Raw genomic sequence first — 22,072 nt, 5'->3', positions numbered from 1 at the left:
GCCTGCAAGCAGTAATGCTTGCTAATGAGAGTTACTATGCGAAAAAGCCTAAATTTTGGTATAGTTAAAGCGTATTAAAATAGCCACCAAAGCTTTGGTGGCCAACGTAATAAAATGAGGTAGCTGAATGTCTGACACTCCTACAGACGGCGACAAAAGTAATAAATTGTTATACTGCTCTTTTTGTGGCAAAAGCCAGCATGAAGTTCGAAAATTAATTGCAGGACCTTCAGTATACGTTTGTGATGAATGTGTAGAGCTGTGTAATGATATTATCAGGGAAGAAATTAAAGACATCGCGCCTAAGCATGATGCCGCTGACAAATTACCTGTGCCAAAAGAAATTCGTAACCACTTAGACGACTACGTAATTGGCCAAGAGCATGCGAAAAAAGTGTTGTCTGTAGCGGTTTACAATCACTACAAGCGTTTACGCAACCAATCAACTAAACAAGACGTTGAATTAGGTAAAAGTAATATTTTATTAATTGGTCCAACGGGGAGTGGTAAAACACTACTAGCCGAAACGTTAGCACGTTTGCTAGATGTGCCGTTTACAATGGCCGATGCCACTACGTTAACCGAAGCCGGTTATGTGGGCGAAGATGTTGAAAACATCATTCAAAAGCTTTTACAAAAATGTGACTACGACGTAGAAAAAGCACAACGTGGTATTGTTTACATTGATGAAATTGACAAAATTTCACGTAAATCAGATAACCCATCAATCACCCGTGATGTATCAGGTGAAGGTGTACAACAAGCCTTACTGAAATTGATTGAAGGTACCGTTGCTTCTGTTCCGCCACAAGGTGGACGTAAACATCCACAGCAAGAGTTCCTGCAAGTAGACACCTCTAAAATTCTGTTTATTTGTGGTGGCGCATTTGCTGGTCTTGATAAAGTTATTGAACAGCGTAGCCACAAAAATACTGGCATTGGTTTTGGCGTTAACGTTAAAGAGTCGGCAGCGAGCCGCTCTTTAAGTGAAACATTTAAAGATGTTGAGCCAGAAGATTTAGTAAAATATGGTTTAATTCCAGAGTTTATTGGCCGATTACCTGTTGTTGCTACATTGACTGAACTTGATGAAGCTGCACTGGTACAAATTTTAAGTGAGCCTAAAAACGCTATTACTAAGCAATTTTCAGTATTGTTTGGGATGGAAGACGTTGAGCTTGAGTTTCGTGATGATGCACTACGTGCTATTGCTCACAAAGCAATGGAACGTAAAACCGGTGCACGTGGCCTGCGTTCAATCGTAGAAGGTGTATTGCTTGATACTATGTATGAGCTGCCTTCAATTGATAACGTAAGTAAAGTGGTTGTTGATGAAACCGTTATTAAAGGTGAGTCTGACCCAATCTTGATTTATGACAGCAGCAATCAAGAACAAGCCGCAGCAGATTGAATTCTGAGCAAGTTGTAAAAAAAGGAGCCAATGGCTCCTTTTTTTATAATTAATTTAATCGAGTTGGCAAAAATTGTTGAACTTTAATTAGGTTATCCCCATATACTTGAGTAATCTTTAAATAAATGAAGTGCAAAGAGAAAATACAATGACGCTTGAGAGAAACGATCGAGTCGAAATCCCTGTGCTAGCACTGCGCGATGTAGTGGTGTATCCACACATGGTGATCCCGCTTTTTGTAGGCCGTGAAAAATCAATAAAATGCCTTGAAGCGGCAATGGATAAAGACAAACAAATTTTCTTAGTTGCACAAAAAGATGCAACTGTAGATGAGCCTGAGAAAGACGATATTTATCGTGTAGGGACAATTGCGACTGTACTTCAATTATTAAAGCTACCCGATGGTACAGTAAAAGTATTAGTTGAAGGCACGCAGCGTGCGAATATCGAAGAGTTTGTTGATAACGAAGACTTCTTTGTTGCCAATGCACAGTTTATTGAGTCTGATTCAGTAAACGAGCAAGAACAAGATATTTTTATTCGCAGTGCATTAAGCCAGTTTGAAGGCTACGTAAAATTAAATAAAAAAATCCCACCTGAAGTGATGACTTCGGTCTCTGGTATTGATGAGCCAGCGCGTCTTGCTGATACCATGGCTGCGCATATGCCATTAAAAGTGCCTGAAAAACAAAAAGTACTTGAAATATCAAGCGTTACAGAGCGCTTAGAGTACTTAATGGCGCTGATGGAAGGTGAGATAGACTTATTGCAAGTTGAGAAAAAAATTCGTACCCGCGTTAAAAAGCAGATGGAAAAATCGCAGCGTGAGTATTACCTCAATGAGCAAATGAAAGCGATTCAAAAAGAGCTTGGTGAAATTGACGATGTGCCAGATGAATTCGAAGCGCTAAAAAAACGCATCGAAGAGTCAGGTATGCCTAACGAAGCGAAAGAAAAAGCCACGGCAGAGTTTAATAAACTTAAAATGATGTCGCCGATGTCGGCAGAAGCTAGTGTTGTTCGCTCATACATAGATACGCTAATTAACGTACCGTGGAAAAAACGCTCTAAAGTTAAAAAAGATTTAGCAGGCGCGCAAAAAATACTAGATAGCGATCACTACGGACTTGATAAAGTTAAAGAGCGTATTATTGAATATCTCGCGGTACAGCAGCGTACTAATAAGCTTAAAGGGCCTATTTTGTGTTTAGTTGGGCCGCCAGGGGTAGGTAAAACCTCTCTTGGGCAATCTATTGCGCGTTCAACTGGCCGTAAGTACATTCGTATGGCACTGGGTGGTGTACGTGATGAAGCTGAGATACGTGGTCACCGTCGTACTTATATTGGCTCTATGCCTGGTAAGTTGATTCAAAACATGACTAAAGTGGGCGTTAAAAACCCGTTATTCTTGTTAGATGAAATTGATAAAATGTCAGCAGATATGCGTGGCGACCCTGCATCAGCATTACTTGAAATACTCGACCCTGAGCAAAACAGCCATTTTGCTGATCATTACCTAGAAGTCGATTACGACTTATCTGATGTAATGTTTGTTGCTACCTCTAATAGCTTCAATATTCCAGGGCCTTTATTGGATCGTATGGAAGTTATTCGTTTAGCCGGTTATACCGAAGACGAAAAATTAAATATCGCTAAAGAACACTTAATTCCAAAGCAGGTTAAGCGTAATGGTTTAAAAGAGAAAGAAGTTGAGATTGCCGACAGTGCCATTATCGGGATTATTCGTTATTACACGCGTGAAGCGGGTGTGCGTAACTTAGAGCGTGAAGTGTCTAAATTATGCCGTAAAGCGGTTAAAAATATTTTAATGGAAAAAGGCACCAAAACGGTCACTATCGATGCAGATAATCTTGAAGAGTACCTAGGTGTGCAACGTTTTGATTATGGTAAAGCAGAAGATGGCGACCGTATTGGCCAAGTAACTGGCTTAGCATGGACAGAAGTAGGCGGTGACTTACTGACTATTGAATGTGCTGCGGTACCAGGTAAAGGCAAGTTGACTTACACCGGCTCGTTAGGCGATGTAATGCAAGAGTCGATTCAAGCGGCAATGACAGTTGTGCGTAATCGTGCTGATGAGCTACGTATTAATAGCGACTTTTATGAAAAACGTGATATTCACGTGCATGTACCTGAGGGCGCAACTCCTAAAGATGGTCCAAGTGCCGGTATTGCAATGGTTACGTGTTTGGTTTCAAGCCTAACGGGCAATCCAGTGCGCTCTGATGTGGCCATGACGGGTGAGATTACCCTACGTGGTGAAGTACTGCCAATTGGTGGTTTAAAAGAAAAATTATTAGCGGCTCATCGTGGTGGTATTAAAACGGTAGTGATCCCTAAAATTAACGAACGTGACTTAAAAGAGATACCTGACAACGTATTGGCGGGCCTTGAGATTCACCCAGTTACTTGGATTGACGAAGTATTGAAGCTTGCTTTAGTGCATCCAGTTGATAGTTTTTCAGTCGAAACACCGAAAAAGAAGTAAAAAAGCCAAAAAAAGTGCTTTTAGGGGCTTTTCAAATCTAAACGGTATGATAAGTTAAGCACTGGTTTTCAAGCCTAGCCCTTGCAGGGCCTAGGCTTAAGAAAAATATAATCATATGAGCTTTAAAAAAATTGCTCAAAAATTTCAAAACAGTGATGTTAGTTTAAAAAACAATCGCTCTTGATAACAACAATGAAAGAGGATGATATTGTGAATAAATCTCAATTAATCGATCAAATCGCAGCTGATGCTGACATTTCTAAAGCGGCTGCAGGTCGTGCACTAGATTCATTCATCGAATCTGTTTCTGGCGCGCTAAAAGATGGCGACTCAGTTGCACTTGTTGGTTTTGGTACTTTCTCTGTACGTGAGCGTGCTGCTCGTGCAGGTCGTAACCCACAAACTGGTGAAACGATTCAAATTGCTGCAGCTAACATCCCAGCTTTCAAAGCCGGTAAAGCGCTTAAAGACGCAGTAAACTAATCATTGTGTAAACAATTTAGTTATGGCGAGTAAAGATCCGCTTAATTATTGCAATCGATAAATTAAGTTACTTAACCGCCAGTTACTTCAAGTGAAAAAGCGTATCTGGTAAGATACGCTTTTTTTACATATGACAAGGTAGAAAATACCTTGCTCAGAAAAGAGATAAACAAATGCTTGAGAAAATCAGAGAAGGTTCGCAAGGGCCGGTAGCCAAAGTCATTTTAGGCGCGGTGATTTTATCTTTTGCCTTAGCTGGGATCGGTAGTTACTTAGGTCAAACCACAGAACAACCCGTTGCTGAAGTAAATGGAATTAAAATTAGCCAAACAGAATTTAGCCGTGCGTTTCAAAATGAACGTAGCCGCTTAGAACAACAATTTGGTGAGTACTTTACCCAAATAGCAGCTGATCCAACTTACATGGCTCAAATCCGTCAAGGCGTGATTGACCGTTTAGTACAACAAGAATTACAAAGCCAGCTAGCTGCCGAGCTTGGTCTTCGCGTAAGTGATGATAGTGTTCGCAAAACAATTTTAGAGCTACCTTATTTTAAAATTGGCGACAAGTTTAATAACGACCGTTATTTACAAGTTATTCGTCAAATGAACTTTCAACCTGACGCATTTCGTGAGTACTTGCGTGATGATATGACGCGTAGCCAATTAGTATCTGCTGTTGCGGGTACTGACTTTGCGCTTCAAAATGAGCTTAAATCAGCCATTGCACTGCAACAACAAACCCGTAGCATTGATTACTTAGTAATTGATAAACAAACAATGCAAGCTGATGTTGAAGTTACAGAGCAAGAAGTTGCAGATTACTATGAATTAAATGCAGGTCAGTTTTTATCACCTGAGTTAATTTCAGTTAATTACATCGAACTAAATGCAGATGATATTAATGTAGCAACGGTAAGCGAAGACGATGTGAAAGCATATTACGAGCAGAGTAAAGCGCAATATGTTGAACCAGAAAAACGTCGTGTGTCGCATATTCTAATCGATAATAGTGAAGATGATGATGCGGCTAAAGCGAAAGCTGACTCTTTACTTGCCCAGCTTAATGCAGGTGCTGATTTTGCTGAGCTAGCAGAGACATCTTCAGATGACATTGTTAGTGCCGAAATGGGTGGCGATTTAGAGTGGATTGAACGTGATGTTATGGAGCCTGCATTTGAAGATGCAGCATTCGCATTACAAAATAAAGGTGATTACTCTGACGTAGTTGCCTCTGAGTTTGGGTATCACATCATCAAACTGACTGATCTGCAAACTCAACAAGTTAAACAGTTTGATGAGGTTAAAGCTGATTTACGTGCTGAACTTGAGCAAGCTGAAAAAGTAGATGCTTTTTACGATAAGCAAACAGAAATGGGAGCATTAGCCTTTGAGATTTCTGATCGCTTAGACGATGCTGCTGAAGTGGCGGGTGTTGAAGTACAGTCTACTCCTTTGCTTGCGCTTAGCGCACTTCCTGAGCCGCTTAATAATCCGGCGGTAATTACTGCATTATCATCAGTTGAATTACTCGAAGATAAAGTGAATTCAGAAGTGATTGAGCTTGGTAATGAGCACGTAATTGTGGTGCGTGTAAATGAGCACCAACCTGCGGCAACCAAAGCATTAAGCGAGGTAAGTGAGCAAATTAAAACACGCTTAGTAAATGAAAAAGCGTCAGACCTTGCAAAAGAAAAAGCACGCACCTTATTTGCACAAGTAAAAGAGGGTAAGAGCTTAAACGATGTGGCTGCTGAGCAATCACTAAGTGTTCGTCAAGAGTCGCAACTTACTCGTGAAAGCTTTGCAGTTTCGCCTGCTATTGTAACCCAAGTATTCAAAATGGCACATCCTGGTGATGCGGCTGTGTATGATGTGGTTAACTTAAATAATGGTGATGCCGCGATTGTTGCGCTTAATGCGGTAAATGATGTACCAGTGAGTGATAACATTGAGCCACAAATGAAGCAAAACATTACCATGGCGCAAGCACAGAAAAACTATACGGTATTCATTGAATCGCTTAAGCAACAAGCAGAGCTTAATGTACCAAAAGCAGCTCAACCGGCTGAATAAGTAATAGCTAAATTAAAAAAGGCGCCAATTGGCGCCTTTTTTGTTTTTTAACACATTAACAACTCAACAAGCGCTGGGTAACCTTTGACTGCGGGTTTTGAAAAATAGTTTCTGTAGCACCGTATTCAACAATCTCACCTTTATTGAGTACCACCAACTGGTCGCTAATATGGCGCACTAAACTTAAATGATGGGTGATCAAAATATAAGTTAAGCCAGTTTCAAGCTGTAGTTTAAGTAATAGGTTAACTATTTGCGCTCTTACAGAGGGGTCAAGCGATGAAAGTGCCTCATCGAGCACAACGACCTTAGGATCTAATATAAGCGCGCGAGCGAGCGCTACACGCTGTAATTGCCCCACACTAAACATATGCGGGTAGTATTGCTGGTGGTCAACCAGTAAACCCACTTTAAGCAACGTACTACCTATTTTTTCACTGCGTTGAGTTTTATCAAAATCAGTATTAAATTTTAGGCAATCATCCAGCATTTCAGCAATGGTCACTGCTGGGTTTAATGAGGTGGCGGAGTCTTGAAAAATCATTCTGATAAAACGACACTGCGCATCACGATTACCATTATTTTCAATGGTGTTATTTTCTAATAATATTTGCCCGCTATCGGCACTGTATGCACCCACTAATAATTTAGCTAGGGTACTTTTTCCTGAGCCTGTTTCACCAATTATGGCTATCGTTTCACCTTTACCAATACAAAATGAGATGTTTTTTAAAACATCAAACTTTTTACGGCTAAACAGACCCGCTCGCATATTAAAGGCTTTTGATAAGGCTTGAACTTTCAACAGAGGTTGCATTATTTAATGTCCTTGATCAGCGGAAAGTGACAGGCGTAGCTATGACCATGATGCTTTGAAAGTTTAGGCGCAACCACACATTCTTTTTGTGCTTGTGGGCAACGTGGACCGAGTCGACAACCAATCGGTAAATGTTGCAATGTTGGAATAGTGCCTTTAAGCGCATAAAAGGGTTCTTTATGGGCTAAACCATGCTCATAATCAGGTAGGCTTTTTAATAAAGCTTGTGTATACGGATGACGAGGTTGGCTAAAGATGCGGTGTGTTGGGCCAGCTTCAACCATTTGCCCGCAGTACAGTACATGGATACCATGCGACCAATTAATAATTTCTTCTAGTTCATGAGAAATCATCAAAATAGACATGTTCTTTAGCTGGTTTAAACTTTTTAATAACCTAAACACCTGTGCACGGGTGGTGCTTTCTAGTGCGGTTGTAGGCTCATCTGCAATGAGCAACTTTGGTGTGCGGGCAATTGCCATGGCTATCATGACCTTTTGGCATACGCCCTCAGAGAGCTCATGCGGGTAACTATCAAGCACCGCTTCATGATTTTTAATACCTACTTTATGTATTAAAGCTTTAACACGGTCTTTACGCTCTCGGTTGCGTTTTAAGAAAAACCCTTTAGCAGCCACTTCAGGTAGTGTTTCAGCGATTTGATTGAATATTTTTGCAGTCGGATCTAGACAACGACTGGGATCTTGGTAAATCATCGCAATGTCTTGGCTAACCGTTTTACGGCGTTGCTCTGGTGTTAAGCGCATTAAGTCAACACCACGCCAATGCATTCTATCTGCGGTTATCACCCAACGTTCATTAAGCACGCCGACAATGGCTTTTGCAATTAAGCTTTTACCAGAGCCTGATTCGCCCACTAAAGCGTGTACTTCACCTTCTTTTAAACTAAAGCTTACGCGGTCAACAGCGCGAATGGCAGTTTCAGACGTTTGAAGTTCAATGGTTAAGTTTCGAATATCTAGTAACTGCATTTAATCGGCCTTACGCGCTTGTAAAACTTTGCGAAGTCCATCGCCCACTAAGTTTGTTGAAAGAACCGCTAAAAATAGCAGTACGCCCGGCAATGCTACCGTCCAGGGTGCTAAATATATAAGTCCTAAGTTCTCTGCTAAAATAGCGCCCCATTCAGTGGTCGGTGGCTGTGCACCCAGTTTTAAAAAACCTAACGCTGCAATATCTAAAATAGCAGTAGAAAGCGCCATCGTAAAAATAACCACAATATATTCATACACGTTAGGGAAAATTCCGCGTGATAAAATATGCCATTTAGAGGCACCATCTAAGCGGTAAGCTGTAACATAATCTTTGCCAAGTTCGTCAACTATCAGGTTTCTAATCGAATGAATAAATTGAGGCAACAGGGCCAAAATAATTGCCCATACGGTATTCATTAATCCAGGGCCGAGTATGGCAATAATAATAATGGCCAGTAATAATGAGGGAATTGAAAGCGTTACGTCCAGTAAATGGTTCAAAAAACTAGAACGTATGCCTTTACTGATCCCAGCAAAGGTACCTACCAACACACCAATAACAGTGGTGATCAGTGCAGCTACAACCGATAACCCAAATGTATATGTGGCACCATTCATTAAACGAGAGAGCACATCTCGGCCTAAATCATCGGTGCCAAGTATAAACCGCACATCGCCCATTTCATTCCACGAGGGTGGCAGTAGTAGTGCATCACTGTGCTGTTGGTTTACCCCATAAGGTGCAAGAAAAGGCGCGGTAGCCGCTAACAAGCTAAAGGCAATAAACACCCACAAACCAACCAGTGCAGGGTGGTTATTTTTAAACTTTCGCCAGAGTCTCGCTAATGGCGACTTATTTGAATCTTCTGAAAATAAGTTAAACTTTGCCATGCGCTTGGTTCCGAGACAGAGGATCGAGTAGGGTGTAGGTCAGTTCGGCCATAATTGTGGCAATAATAATAAATAAAGAGACAGCCATTAATCCACCTTGTATGGCAGGATAATCACGTTGATAAATACTGTCTATTAACCAACGACCAATCCCAGGCCATGAAAAAATAACTTCAGTAATCATCGCTAGGGTGATCAAGGTACTAAACTGCAAACCTATTTGTTTTATAACCGGTAGTAAGGCATTTCTTAGGGCGTGATGAATAATAAGCTGTCCACGAGTAAGCCCTTTGGCGCGAGCCGTTTTAATGAAATTTTGATCCATTACTTTTAACATTGATTCGCGGGTAAAGCGCACTAATACCGTGGTTGGATACATAGCAAGTACAATAGTGGGTAAGGTAAGGTGATGCAGCGCATCTAACATGGCCAAGCCATTGTAAGGAAAATCAGCGAGTAAAATATCAAGTAAAATAAACCCTGTGCTCGCAGGTATCTCATACAACAAGCTCACTCGCCCCGACATGGGAAACCAGCCAAGTTTGAGCGAAAAAACCATAATTAATAATAATGCCAGCCAAAAAATTGGCATAGAATAGCCAATCATCGCTGTAGAGCTAATAAATTTATCAGGCCATTGTTTATTATATGCCGATGCTAAAATACCCATAGGCACACCCACTACCACCGAGATAACTAACGCGTAAATACTTAGTTCTAACGTTGCAGGGATTAAATCAATTACATGGGCGAAAACACTGCCCCCCGAGGCGAATGACATTCCCCAGTCCCCTTGTAAAATTCGTCCTACAAAGGCGATGTACTGCATAAAGTAGTTACTGTTAAACAAGTACTTTTCTTCTAACTGCGCATTTTGGGTAAAGTTAGTATCTGGTATGCCGCTTAAATTACTAAGTGGATCGCCGGGAAATAAGTAACTCAACGAAAAGGTAAAAATGCTTAGTAGTAACACCATAAAAAATAACAGTCCGAGGCGGCGTAAAATATAATCTAAGATCATTATCTTTTCCTCGCGTTAGCCAACGAAATAGCACCGAATGGCCCTAAGGTAATACCCTCAACGTCTGCGCTACTTGCTTGAAAACGCATGCCGTGGGCAATTGGCAGTAGAGGCAATTGTTTGATGATCATGCTCTGTGCTGCGTCATAATATTGTTTACGTAAATTTAAATCTGTGGTGTCTAACGCTTTGGTTAGCAGTAAATCAAATTCTGGATTACACCAGTTTGCTGGGTTTTTGCCGCTGAATGTCGCAGTACAACTTAATAATGGGCTAAAAAAGTTATCGGGATCAGGCGTATCAGCTGCCCAACCTAATAACACACTGTCGTGGCGATGCTCCCCAATGCGTTGAATAAAGGTGTTCCATTCATATTCTACAATGTTTACGTTAACGCCAATTTTGCGTAAATCACTTTGCATTAGCTCAGCCATTTTGCGGGCGTTGGGGTTATAAATACGGCTTACGGGCATAGCCCAAATGCTCATATCAAAGCCTTTTGGAAAACCGGCTTCAGTTAATAACCTTTTTGCCAACTGTGGGTCAAAAATAGGCATGTTTTTTTGTAGTTCAAACGCCCATGACGTAGGCGGAAGAATAGACTGTGCACGCAAGCCATTACCGTAATACACCGCCTGCATTATTTTATCTATATCAATGGCATGAACTAATGCTTGACGTACTTTTAGGTTATCAAAAGGTGGACGCTCGGTATTAAATGCCCAGTAACCAATATTTAAGTTAGTTTCTCTTTCAACATTAATATCATCACGCTGCGCTAAGATACTTAATTGGGCACTGCTTGGGTGTGCAGTTACATCACATTCTTTGGTCAATATTTTTGCGATACGGGTGGTACCATTTGGAGTAATGTCGTACACCAATTGCTCAAGGGCAACATCATGTTTCCAATAATCAGCGTTTTTATAAAAGCGTACTAAATGATCGCGTCGATACTCTTTGTAAATATAAGGTCCCGTACCAATTGGGTATTGGTCAAATAAGTTTTCTTGATTATTAGCTTTAAGCGCCATGGCATATTCTTTAGAAAGCACTACAGCAAAATCGGTCGCCATATTGGCTAAAAAGCTACTTTCGGCATTAAATAATTCAAACCGGACTTGATGATCAGATACTCTAACAATTTTACGAATTAGCTGGTCAATCCCCACACTTTGAAAGTAAGGGTAATTAGCATCGCCAATAAAGTGATAAGGGTTATAAACGTCAAATAATCGGCTAAAAGTAAATATCACATCATCAGCGTTAAATTCACGGCTAGGAGTGAAATAAGAGGTGGTATGGAACTTAACTCCTTTGCGCAAAGTAAAGGTAACCGATTTACCGTCTTTACTGATTTTCCAATCAGTGGCAAGTTCACTCTTAAACTCAGCGGTTATGGGATCAATACTAATTAACCGGTCGTATAACTGGTTAGCAATAATATCGATAGTTGACCCTGTGGTTGTGACTTGTGGATTGAACGACACAGGGTTAGCCTCGGCGCAATAAACAAGACCTTGGTTTTTTTCTTCTAAGATTTCTTCTTTACTATCAATGCAACCTACTAAGCTCAATGATATTAAAGCAAGTAATAATTTATGCACCCGCACAACCTCTACTATTCTAGCAAATTGTATTTTTTCAAATAACCACGTAGTTGATGATACGTTAAACCAAGTACTTCTGCAGTCTTCTTTTGATTAAATTGGCTATGTTCTAATGCTTTTTTTATTAATGTAATTTCAAATTCATTAGAGAGCGTTTTTAAGTCGCATGGAAACTCAGGTTCTTTGATACTTGAACTCAATGCTACAGGCGCTTCTGCAGGTTGAGCATGAGTAGTCGGTTCAGATTGTATTATAGCAGGTGCTTGTGCATGTTTTATGCGGGCTTTAGGTCTAAAGCGACTTTCGAATGGGTCTAAAATAATTTTATGTACAGGAATATGTTCATTGCCGTGGCGATACAGACTTCGCTCCACCACGTTTTTAAGTTCACGGACATTACCTGGCCACTCATAACTGAGCAAACTTTCTTGTGCACTGCGGGTAAAACCACTAAATAGCTCCCACTCAAGGTCTCGTGCCATATTCATCGCAAATTGTTCTGCCAGTAACATAATGTCATCTTGACGTTCACGCAGTGGCGGTAAGGTGATCACATCAAACGCGAGCCTATCGAGTAAATCGCTTCTAAATTCACCTTGCTCGGCTAAATGTGGCAAGTCTTCATTGGTTGCACAGACTAAGCGAGTATCTACTTTAACGGTTTGCTTGCCGCCAACACGCTCAAATTCACCATACTCAATCACTCTTAGTAGCTTTTCTTGAACCATGGCAGAGGTATTTGCTAACTCATCTAAGAATAAGGTGCCGCTATTAGCACGTTCAAAGCGGCCTTCATGGCGTTTACTTGCGCCTGTAAAAGCACCACTTTCATGACCAAATAATTCACTCTCGAGTAGGTTTTCGTTTAATGCCGCACAGTTAAGCTTGACGTAACTTTGATCCCAGCGCTTGGATAAAAAGTGTAAACGTGCAGCAATTAGCTCTTTACCCGTGCCACGCTCACCAATAATGAGTACGGGTTTATCTAGGTTAGCCAGTTGCGAAACCTGATCAAGCACCGATAAAAAGCTGTCTGATTGGCCAAGTAAATTGTCCTGTTGGCGATATTGACTCATATTTCCTAACTCTTAGTCATTTTTACTAACAGTTAGTGTATTTCATTATGAGAGATAACAAAAGTAATTTGTAATATACATTTAACATATTGAAAATAAATGGTATTTTAAAATTATAAAAGTTGGCAAGCATATTGATACTAATAAAAGCAGACACATTTAGATTAAATAATAGAGGTATATGTTATGGGAATTTTTTCACGTTTTGCAGACATTGTTAATTCTAATATCAATGCCATTTTAGATAAAGCAGAAGATCCTGAAAAAATGGTTCGTCTTATTATCCAAGAGATGGAAGATACACTTGTAGAGGTACGCTCTACGTCAGCAAAAACCCTTGCTGAGAAAAAAGAATTAGTACGTCGCGTAGATACACTAAAAGCCCAAGTAAGCGATTGGCAAGATAAAGCCGAATTAGCACTGAGCAAAGATCGTGATGATTTAGCTCGCTCAGCTTTACTTGAAAAGCAAAAATCAGCAGATGCAGTCGCTGCAGTAGAAAGTGAACTTGATCATGTAGAATCTCATATCGAGAAACTACAGCAAGAAGTGACTACGCTACAAGAGAAACTAGCGGACGCTAAAGCACGTCAAAAAGCTATTATTTTACGTCAACGCTCGGCTGAGTCGCGCCTTGAGGTTAAAAAAGCACTTGATAGTTCTAAAGTGGATGATGCACTTAATCGTTTTGAACGTTACGAAACCAAAATTGATGGGCTAGAATCTCAAATAGAGTCTTATGATTTGGGTAAACAAACGTTAGCAGATGAAATTGCTGATTTACAAAAGAATGAAAAAATTGACGACGAGTTAGCTGAACTTAAAAAGAAACTCTCGAATAAATAAATATAAAACAGGGGCCTTGTGCCCCTGACATCAACATTGAATACGGATTGTCAGGAGAGGATTATGTTTGATCCAGAGATACTAGTTGCACCCTTTATCTTGTTTATGATTTTTGTTGCACCACTGTGGTTAATTTTACACTACCGAAGCAAAAAGCAGGTAAGCCAAGGGTTAAGCGAGCATGAGCATCACCAGTTATTGGAGCTTGCTCAAAAAGCTGAAAAAATGACTGATAGAATCGAGACATTAGAAGCGTTACTTGATCAAGAGTCACCGCAGTGGAGACAAAAAGTATGAACACCAAACGCGAATTATTAAGAGACCCACAACGCGGTAAAATTGCCGGTGTATGTGCGGGATTAAGTGACTACTTTAATATGGAGTTATGGTTAGTTCGCATTATTTTTGTTAGTGCTGTACTACTAACCGGTGGCCCATTATTTGTGGTAGCGTATATTGCAGCGTGGTTTATTTTAGATAAAAAACAACCCAGTGCTGTAAATAAAACACAATCAACGTATGGCGGTGATCCGCTAGAAGTAAAATTTAAAGTATGGCAAAAAGGCGAGCCACCGCGTCGTGCGCTGCAAGACTTAAAAGAGCGATTAACCCGTGTAGATAGCCGCCTTCAAAACATGGAACGCTACGTTACTTCAAGCGAGTTTACGGTTAGCCGTGAAATTAATAAACTTTAAGGGATTGATAAGCACCTTGTTTGCAGCGTGATCAATGACGGCAACTAAGGTGCAAAACACTTTATGAGCCAATCATTTGCAAAAAAGACCTTTAAAAGCGTTAAAGGCAAAGCCCAAAAGGCCCTGCACCGTAGTTTAGATCAACACGTTAAACTTGCCGTAACAGGGCTGAGCGGCAGTGGTAAAACTGCGTTCATTAGCGCGCTAGTTAAACATTTAACCTCTCAGGCGAATGACAACAACTTACCTTTTTTTGATGTAATGCGTGAACATCGCCACATTGCTACTAAAATTGTGCCGCAAGAGGCATTGAACGTTCCTACCTTTGATTATAACCGCGCAATAAGTGCTTTACTGCCAAGTGAAGGCGACCCTGCATGGCCCGCTTCTACCGAACGAATAAATACTTTACGTTTGGCGATTAAATATCAAAGCAACGCGGGTCTGCGCGGTCATTTCTCACCACAATCGACGCTGTATTTAGATATTATTGACTATCCTGGTGAGTGGTTGCTGGACCTACCTATGCTCGCGCAAAGCTTTGAGCAATGGTGCGAGCAACAATATCCATTGCTAAGCCAAACGCCACGTAACCAAAGCTCAGCTGAATTTTTACAATCCATAGAGCAGCTTGATTTAGATGCACCGGTAGATGAAAACGCACTGGCTAATATTGCAAAATGTTATCAAACCATGTTGGTAGGGCTAAAAAAAGACACTAAGCTTGCCATGTTACAGCCAGGGCGAATGTTAATGCCGGGCGACTTGCAAGGTGCACCATTATTATTATTTTTTCCAATTAGCCCTGAAAAAATAAGTGACGATGTAGTAGCAGGTTCTAACTTAGCGCATTTAATTAAACGTTTTGATGCTTACGTTAAAGAAGTTGTTAAGCCATTTTATAATGAGCATTTTCGCCATTTTGACCGTCAAATCGTCTTGGTAGATGTACTTAGTGCTTTAAATGAAGGCTATGAAACGCTAGCTGAGCAAAGTCGAGTTATCAATCAACTATTGTCACACTTTAGCTATGGTGATTCTGGTTTTTTTAAACGCTTGTTTAAACCTAATATTGATAAAATATTATTTGCTGCTAATAAGTCCGATCACATCAGTGCAAAGTATCACAAAGATCTTGCACTGTTACTCGATTCGTTAGTTAAAGAGCAAAGCAATCACTTAAAATTTGATGGGGTTAAAATAGAAACACTGGCGATGTCGTCAATCGCTGCCACTGTGTCTCGCCAAGTGGTTGATAAAGGGCAAACACTCGACTGTATCTATGGCAAGCCATTGAATGAACAACAGTGGCTAACTTACCTGCCTCCTCAGCCGCCGAGCAGAATGCTTAATAAAAGTGAGTGGCCAGCACATGGGTTTGAGTTTTTATCATTTGCACCTATGCCAAGCCCAGATCAACAGCTTAAGCACATTCGCTTAGACCATGTGATGCAGTACTTGTTAGGAGATAAGTTAACATGAGTGAGTCAACACACCAATTTCAAGCTGGGCGTCGTATTAATGCCCAAAATATTGAGCAAAATGAACCAGATTTATTAGCGGCTAAAGTCGTAGAGCAGGGACAAAGTGAGCAGCCTAGCAAAGATAGCGACGAGCTAATTGAACCTGAAATCGATATTGAGCCTGTATATAAAAAGTCTAAGTGGCAAATCCTTAAAGGCCTATTTGCACTGAGCTTTATTGTTTTAATATTACTTGAGTTCGCATTTTCAATTGTATTGGCGTTTCAGCAGTCTGTTATTTTAGGTGGGGTGTACTTAACCGCTGTAATAACCGGTTTACTCCTGATATCGCGTTTATTGTGGCGTGAATATAGAATGTTACGCAGCTTAAAGCGTAATCAGCTGCACCGCCATGAAGCTAATCGTTTGCTCAATAGTGAGCAGGTAGGCGGGGCGATACCTTGGCTTGAAAAGCTTAATAAACATCAGCAATTAGATAATTTCGAAAACTTTAAAAATCAGGTCGCTACGCACCACAGTGACAAAGAAATAATGTCCCTGTACGCGAATAGCTTATTGATAACGCAAGACAATCAAGCTAAAAAGTTAATAAACCGTTTTGCAACAGAATCAGCTTTATTAGTTGCTCTAAGCCCAATTGCGCTGGTGGATATGATGGCTGTACTGTGGCGTGGCACTAAATTAATAGAGCAAATAGGCCGCATATATGGCATTGGCTTTGGTTATGCCAGCCGTATTAAACTTTACCGCATGCTTATTAAGCAAGTAATGTTTGTAGGCAGTGCAGAGCTCGTATCTGATTTAGCTGCCACGGCACTGAGTGCTGAATTATTAGGCAAGCTTTCTGGGCGAGCTGCACAAGGTGTTAGTGCCGGTATATTTACAGCGCGTATTGGTTATAAAGCCATGGAATTAAGCCGACCCTTACCGCGTCTTGAAAACAAGCGCAGCTTGTTAAAAGGCACAGTCCAAGGGATTGCGAGTAAAATTATGAGCCGTAAGGGAGCTGAAACTAAGTAGTGAGACTTCGTTGGCAATATTTGTGTACAGCTTTTTGGGTAAAGTTTGCACAAATAGCCATCTGAGCATCCGGCATGCTTGTGATTTTAAGTGCGGTGCGTTTTATTTATGCTATTGACACACATAATAAAAACGAGAACACACAATGAGCAAGCATCATCAAAATACCCAATGTATCCATGGCCCACAAAAAGCAAACGATCCGCATGGCGCATTAACCTCACCTTTGTATCAAACGTCTACGTTTCATTTTGAAAATGCCGCACAAGGTGCTGCCCGCTTTGCAGGTGAAGAGCCCGGTTATATTTACACGCGTTTAGGTAATCCAACCACGACTGAACTTGAGCAAAAAGTGGCGCAATTAGAAGGCTGTGAGGCCGCTGCCGCCACGGCAACAGGTATGGGGGCGGTATCCGCTTCGGTACTAAGCTTTCTATCGCAAGGCGATCACTTAATTGCATCAAGCGCACTGTATGGCTGCACCTTTGCTTTTTTTGCGCATATGTTGCCGCGATGGGGAATTGAAGTCACCTTTGTTGATATGACTAATGAGAGTGAACTGCGCGCTGCCATTAAGCCTAACTCAAAAATGATATTTGTAGAAACACCAATCAACCCAACCATGGCAGTGATTGATTTAGCACTTATTGGTAACGTGGCTAAACAGCATAATTTACTGAGTGTGGTTGATAATACTTTTTGACCCCGCTACTGCAGTCACCAAAAAAGTACGGTATTGATATTATAATGCATAGCGCGACCAAGTATTTAAATGGTCACGGCGATGTTGTTGCGGGTATTGTGTGTGGTTCACTTGAGCATATTACACAGATTAAAATGACCGTGCTTAAAGATATTGGTGCCACTATTAGTCCTCACGATGCGTGGTTAATAAATCGAGGTTTAAAAACTTTAGCTATTCGCGTAGAACGCCATTGCCAAAGTGCGCAAACGATTGCCGAATACTTAGAAGCCCATCCGCAAGTAAATAAAGTGTATTACCCTGGGCTTAAATCGCACCCAGGTTACAAGTATATTGGTAAGCAAATGAAAGCGGCAGGTGGTGTTATTGCCTTTGAAATTAAAGGGAGCTTAACCGACGGTGAGCAGTTTATTGATAGCATGCAACTGTGCACATTAGCGGTTAGCTTAGGCGATGCTGAAACGCTCATTCAACACCCTGCATCGATGACGCATTCGCCATACACTCCCGAAGAAAGACTAGCTGCTGGAATTAGTGATGGTTTAATTCGTTTATCAGTTGGACTTGAAGATGTTAACGATATTATTAACGATCTCAACCAAGCATTTACTAAAATATCTTGAGGTGTAATTTAATGTTTACGCAAATTTCTATCTGTAGGTTCCAATGAATATGGTGTGTGTTTTTATCTTTGCTTTTCTGTAATTATATATTTACGATCTTTGTGATCTGCAAAAGTATTGATCTGCGTCAAGCTATTAAACTTTTGTTCACTTTTGCATAGTATGGCTACATCGAATAGCCAAGCATTTGGCTGTTATTTTGACACCGATTTAGGGTTTTATCCCAAAGAAGGTATTTATGGCTAAAGCAAGTAATTACACCTCCAAAACACCTGATGAAAATGGGGTTATACATTGGAGCGATGAAGAAAATAAAATTTGGTCTGAGCTTGTAGCACGCCAACTTGCGTGCATTGAAGGCAAAGCCTGTGATGAGTACATGGAAGGATTGAAAAAAATCAATCTGCCTCATGATCGTATCCCACAGCTGAGTGAGCTAAACGAAGTACTTTTAGCAACCACAGGTTGGCAGGTTGCACCTGTACCTGCACTTATCGATTTTGATGAGTTTTTTAGGTTACTCGCTAACAAGCAATTTCCTGTAGCTACCTTCATTCGTAGCCGTGAAGAATTTGACTACTTACAAGAACCCGATATTTTTCATGAGATATTTGGTCATTGTGCCATGCTAACCAATCCTGACTTTGCAGAATTTACCCATAAGTATGGGCAACTAGGATACGCGGCAGAGAAAAAAGATCGCGTTTATTTAGCGCGCATGTACTGGTTTACCGTTGAGTTTGGTTTGATGCAAACTGAAAAAGGATTACGTATTTACGGTGGCGGTATTTTATCAAGCCCAGGGGAAACCCAATACGTGTATTCAGATACACCAGAGATTAATCCAATGAATGTGCTAGATGTGCTGCGTACACCTTACCGTATAGACATTATGCAACCATTGTATTACACGATTAATTCGATTCATGATCTGTTTGAAATATCTCAAATGGATATAATGACTTTAGTTGAGCAAGCTAAATCACTTGGTTTGCACGACCCTAAGTTTCCTCCAAAAGAAAAATTAGCTAGTTAATTTTTGAAAAAAGTAACGCTAAACTAAGGATTTAAAATGTCTTCATTAAGTGCACAAAAATGTGAAGCCTGTCATGCAGATGCGCCAAAAGTATCTGATGCTGAATTGGCTGAATTAATTAAAAAAATCCCTGACTGGGTGCCAGAAGTACGCGATGGTATTATGCAGTTAGAGCGCGTTTATAAGTTTAAAAACTTCAAACAAGCCATTGCGTTTACCAATAAGGTAGGTGATATGGCTGAAGACGAAGGGCATCACCCGGGTTTATTAACCGAATGGGGCAAAGTAACCGTGACTTGGTGGAGCCATTCAATTAAAGGTCTGCATAAAAATGACTTCATTTGCGCTGCTAAAACAGATGATGTATTTAACGCGCTGTAATTAATTAGATTTGAGTAAATAAAAAGGCACTTCACAGTGCCTTTTTTATTTTTGTGGTTATTAAGTTAACCTGAGTATTGGTCAAGAGGCTTTGTAAGGTATTGAATTAAAATGACATTTATTTTTATCTTCTCTGGCCTATCTTATTATATATTCCGTTTGTTAGCCAATTCAGTAGCTTGTTTTATATACTTATATTAGAAGTAAAAAAGTAGATAAAAGTTAGTTTATAGGCTTCTAACTAAGCTTAGCTGAACGTTTGTGACTTAAAGCTATAAACTTTTCTCCCAATTGCATTGCTTTACTAAGTTAAACCAAGGGCTGGTAAACTCTTTAGCCGTAATAGGCTCAGGTAGTGCTAAAGTAACATCAAGTTTTTTAGCTAGATAATGTGCTACTAGCTGTTTCATTTTATCGCTTTCTAATTGCTCATATGCAGCTTGAAGCTGATGTTTATCTTTTTGACTTATAAACTCGCCAGTTAAATTTTTGTAGCCTAGTTCAAGCCAAATTAGCAGTGCTTGTTTAGACTTGTTGGGGAATGCATGAGTCAACGTTGCCGTTGGGGTATAGAGTCGATCAAAGTTAAGCTGATGTTCTTGAATTAAAAAAACCATTAATAAATTAAGCCCGGTTGAGATTTGCCCTGCGCGTTTATCAAGATTTTGGTTAAGGCTTAATGCACTTCTAAAGTAGCGTTCAGCGTTAGCAACATTGCCTTCATCAAGTGCTAAAGAGCCCAAATTATTTTTTATAAGTGCTGTTACATTAGGAAGTGTTAATTGTGTTGTGAGATCAAGATTATTTAAGTATAAAGCACGCGCTTTAGCAAAGTCGTTTTGCGAGCGAGCAACCAGTGCCATACTGTTGGTGAGTGTTAATCGTTGGCGATCGTTTTGCGCATATTTATAAGCACATTTAAATGAGAGCTGGGCATCGTTTAAATATTCAGCATGGCGCAGCCATATTCCCAAGGCACTCATTATGGTGGTCAATTTATGTTTGAAGTAGTCATCTTGATGATACTGAAATATTGCGTCAATCGATTGATAAAGCCGTTCATAGCGACTCGTGGGCACCGCTGTTCGGGCATAAAGCAGATGCCAGCGTATAAATAGCGCAGCAGGAGCTGTATTTAGTTCTGTGAGATTTTCAAGAATAATTATTGATTGTGCAGGATTAACAACAAGATAATCTTCGGCTTCGTTAAGTTTAGCTTTAAACGATGTAAAATCATTAGCCATAGCCTGTGTTGAACCTAATAACACTAACCAACCTATAACGAAAAGGCGCAACAACTTATCCCCAACAAGCCAATCATGGTTCATTCAATATAGATGCTGGTATCTAACAAAGCAATGCGATTAAAGGGTACAGATTTGTGATGAGGTATTTTAAAAGCATTAAAAAAGCCCTAAACCTATACAAGCTTGGGGCTTTTTGTATGTAATTAAATTTTAGCGAATACACTTAACTTTAATGTGTCGTTGGGTTTCGTTTTACTCTACCTAACCTACGTTTAACATCAAATTATTCAGTGCTTACAGCTAAAAACTTACAACGGCTCATTAATCATCAATTGAGCGAAGCAGAGCGTTAATGCCTACTTTTTCGCGTGTTTGTTGATCAACTTTTTTCACAATAATCGCAGCGTATAAACTATGAGTGCCATCTTTTGAAGGCAGAGCTCCTGGAACCACAACAGCACCAGCAGGTACGCGACCATAATGAATTTCACCGGTTTCACGGTCGTAAATGCGGGTACTTTGGCTAATGTAAACACCCATTGAAATAACCGCACCTTCTTCAACAATAACGCCTTCAACAATTTCTGAACGTGCGCCAATAAAGCAGTTGTCTTCAATGATGGTAGGATTTGCTTGTAGCGGCTCTAAAACACCGCCTATGCCCACACCGCCTGATAAGTGTACATTCTTACCAATTTGAGCACATGAACCTACAGTGGCCCATGTATCAACCATAGTGCCCTCATCAACGTAAGCACCAATGTTTACATACGATGGCATTAGTACAACATTCTTCCCTACAAAACTACCTTTACGCGCTACGGCGTTTGGTACCACGCGCATGCCGCCTTGCTGAAATTGCTCCGGCGTATAGTCGCTAAATTTAAGTGGTACTTTGTCGTAGAATTGATTCACGCCATCATTCATTGGTTGGTTTTCACGAATTCTAAATGAAAGCAGCACGGCTTTTTTAAGCCATTGATGGACAACCCATTCGCCAGAAATTTTTTCTGCAACACGCGCTGCGCCACTATCTAATAGCTCAAGTGCATCAATAATTGCTTGTTTAACATCGCTTGATACGGTTGCTGGGCTAATGCTGTCGCGGTTATCCCACGCATTTTCAATCATGGTTTTTAAATCTGACAT

General features: G+C 40.4%; 19 protein-coding genes and 1 pseudogene. 12 read left to right on the top strand and 8 right to left on the bottom strand.

What is annotated here, in order from left to right:
* The first annotated feature begins 127 nt into the window (after positions 1-127).
* From clpX to AB8618_RS10800, 4 genes are all read left to right on the top strand, one after another.
* The gene (gene clpX, locus AB8618_RS10815) at positions 128-1,411 is read left to right on the top strand and encodes an ATP-dependent protease ATP-binding subunit ClpX (protein WP_010388064.1); all 1,284 of its coding nucleotides are present in this window, start codon (positions 128-130) and stop codon (positions 1,409-1,411) included.
* Positions 1,412-1,559: 148 nt separating this feature from the next.
* The gene (lon, locus tag AB8618_RS10810) at positions 1,560-3,920 is read left to right on the top strand and encodes an endopeptidase La (protein ID WP_418157302.1); all 2,361 of its coding nucleotides are present in this window, start codon (positions 1,560-1,562) and stop codon (positions 3,918-3,920) included.
* A 183-nt stretch (positions 3,921-4,103) separates the two neighbouring features.
* Complete coding sequence (locus tag AB8618_RS10805) at positions 4,104-4,403, top strand: HU family DNA-binding protein (protein ID WP_256872136.1); 300 nt, start codon at positions 4,104-4,106, stop codon at positions 4,401-4,403.
* Between the two features lie 173 nt (positions 4,404-4,576).
* Positions 4,577-6,478, top strand: coding sequence for a SurA N-terminal domain-containing protein (locus AB8618_RS10800; RefSeq protein ID WP_413402678.1), 1,902 nt, complete (start codon positions 4,577-4,579; stop codon positions 6,476-6,478).
* Between the two features lie 55 nt (positions 6,479-6,533).
* Here AB8618_RS10800 and AB8618_RS10795 read toward each other — a convergent pair whose 3' ends face one another.
* Genes AB8618_RS10795 through pspF form a run of 6 tightly spaced genes read right to left on the bottom strand, consistent with a single transcriptional unit; the run spans position 6,534 to position 12,888 of the window.
* Positions 6,534-7,295, bottom strand: a complete 762-nt coding sequence (locus AB8618_RS10795; RefSeq protein WP_413402676.1) for an ATP-binding cassette domain-containing protein — start codon at positions 7,293-7,295, stop codon at positions 6,534-6,536.
* Complete coding sequence (locus AB8618_RS10790) at positions 7,295-8,287, bottom strand: oligopeptide/dipeptide ABC transporter ATP-binding protein (RefSeq protein ID WP_413402674.1); 993 nt, start codon at positions 8,285-8,287, stop codon at positions 7,295-7,297. Before AB8618_RS10790 ends, AB8618_RS10795 begins: the two co-directional genes overlap by 1 nt.
* Positions 8,288-9,181: an ABC transporter permease subunit gene (locus tag AB8618_RS10785; RefSeq protein WP_010388079.1), complete on the bottom strand. Its 894-nt coding sequence runs from the start codon at positions 9,179-9,181 to the stop codon at positions 8,288-8,290.
* On the bottom strand, positions 9,168-10,202 hold the full coding sequence (locus AB8618_RS10780; protein WP_413402672.1) for an ABC transporter permease: 1,035 nt from the start codon (positions 10,200-10,202) through the stop codon (positions 9,168-9,170). Before AB8618_RS10780 ends, AB8618_RS10785 begins: the two co-directional genes overlap by 14 nt.
* Positions 10,202-11,809, bottom strand: coding sequence for an ABC transporter substrate-binding protein (locus AB8618_RS10775; protein ID WP_413402670.1), 1,608 nt, complete (start codon positions 11,807-11,809; stop codon positions 10,202-10,204). The genes AB8618_RS10780 and AB8618_RS10775 overlap by 1 nt, the downstream gene beginning before the upstream one ends.
* 14 nt (positions 11,810-11,823) lie before the next feature.
* Positions 11,824-12,888: a phage shock protein operon transcriptional activator gene (gene pspF, locus AB8618_RS10770; RefSeq protein WP_413402668.1), complete on the bottom strand. Its 1,065-nt coding sequence runs from the start codon at positions 12,886-12,888 to the stop codon at positions 11,824-11,826.
* 186 nt (positions 12,889-13,074) lie between these two features.
* Between pspF and pspA the strand changes: the two genes are divergently transcribed.
* From pspA to AB8618_RS10730, 8 genes and pseudogenes are all read left to right on the top strand, one after another.
* Positions 13,075-13,734 carry a phage shock protein PspA gene (gene pspA / locus AB8618_RS10765; RefSeq protein ID WP_010388087.1) on the top strand — a complete coding sequence of 220 codons (660 nt, stop codon included), beginning with the start codon at positions 13,075-13,077 and terminating at the stop codon, positions 13,732-13,734.
* Between the two features lie 63 nt (positions 13,735-13,797).
* The gene (gene pspB / locus AB8618_RS10760; protein ID WP_138605052.1) at positions 13,798-14,031 is read left to right on the top strand and encodes an envelope stress response membrane protein PspB; all 234 of its coding nucleotides are present in this window, start codon (positions 13,798-13,800) and stop codon (positions 14,029-14,031) included.
* Positions 14,028-14,429: an envelope stress response membrane protein PspC gene (pspC, locus tag AB8618_RS10755; RefSeq protein ID WP_075169626.1), complete on the top strand. Its 402-nt coding sequence runs from the start codon at positions 14,028-14,030 to the stop codon at positions 14,427-14,429. The genes pspB and pspC overlap by 4 nt, the downstream gene beginning before the upstream one ends.
* Before the next feature lie 63 nt (positions 14,430-14,492).
* Positions 14,493-15,911, top strand: a complete 1,419-nt coding sequence (locus AB8618_RS10750) for a YcjX family protein (RefSeq protein ID WP_413402665.1) — start codon at positions 14,493-14,495, stop codon at positions 15,909-15,911.
* Complete coding sequence (locus AB8618_RS10745; RefSeq protein ID WP_413402663.1) at positions 15,908-16,933, top strand: TIGR01620 family protein; 1,026 nt, start codon at positions 15,908-15,910, stop codon at positions 16,931-16,933. Before AB8618_RS10750 ends, AB8618_RS10745 begins: the two co-directional genes overlap by 4 nt.
* 145 nt (positions 16,934-17,078) lie before the next feature.
* Positions 17,079-18,259, top strand: a pseudogene (megL, locus tag AB8618_RS10740) (methionine gamma-lyase).
* Between the two features lie 238 nt (positions 18,260-18,497).
* Complete coding sequence (phhA, locus tag AB8618_RS10735) at positions 18,498-19,295, top strand: phenylalanine 4-monooxygenase (protein WP_008111003.1); 798 nt, start codon at positions 18,498-18,500, stop codon at positions 19,293-19,295.
* A 36-nt stretch (positions 19,296-19,331) separates the two neighbouring features.
* Positions 19,332-19,676 carry a 4a-hydroxytetrahydrobiopterin dehydratase gene (locus tag AB8618_RS10730; RefSeq protein ID WP_008111000.1) on the top strand — a complete coding sequence of 115 codons (345 nt, stop codon included), beginning with the start codon at positions 19,332-19,334 and terminating at the stop codon, positions 19,674-19,676.
* A gap of 272 nt (positions 19,677-19,948) precedes the next feature.
* On the opposite strand, the gene AB8618_RS10725 is transcribed toward AB8618_RS10730, so the two are convergent.
* Entirely contained in the window at positions 19,949-20,920 is a 972-nt protein-coding gene (locus tag AB8618_RS10725) for a tetratricopeptide repeat protein (protein WP_413402659.1), read from the bottom strand.
* Between the two features lie 324 nt (positions 20,921-21,244).
* A complete protein-coding gene (gene dapD / locus AB8618_RS10720) occupies positions 21,245-22,072 on the bottom strand; it encodes a 2,3,4,5-tetrahydropyridine-2,6-dicarboxylate N-succinyltransferase (RefSeq protein WP_008110994.1) in 828 nt (275 codons plus the stop codon).

This window comes from Pseudoalteromonas sp. RW-H-Ap-1 (assembly GCF_048318575.1).
GTDB lineage: Bacteria > Pseudomonadota > Gammaproteobacteria > Enterobacterales > Alteromonadaceae > Pseudoalteromonas.
The sequence above is the reverse complement of the archived record's forward strand: the minus strand, read 5'-3'. Positions and strand labels throughout refer to the sequence as shown.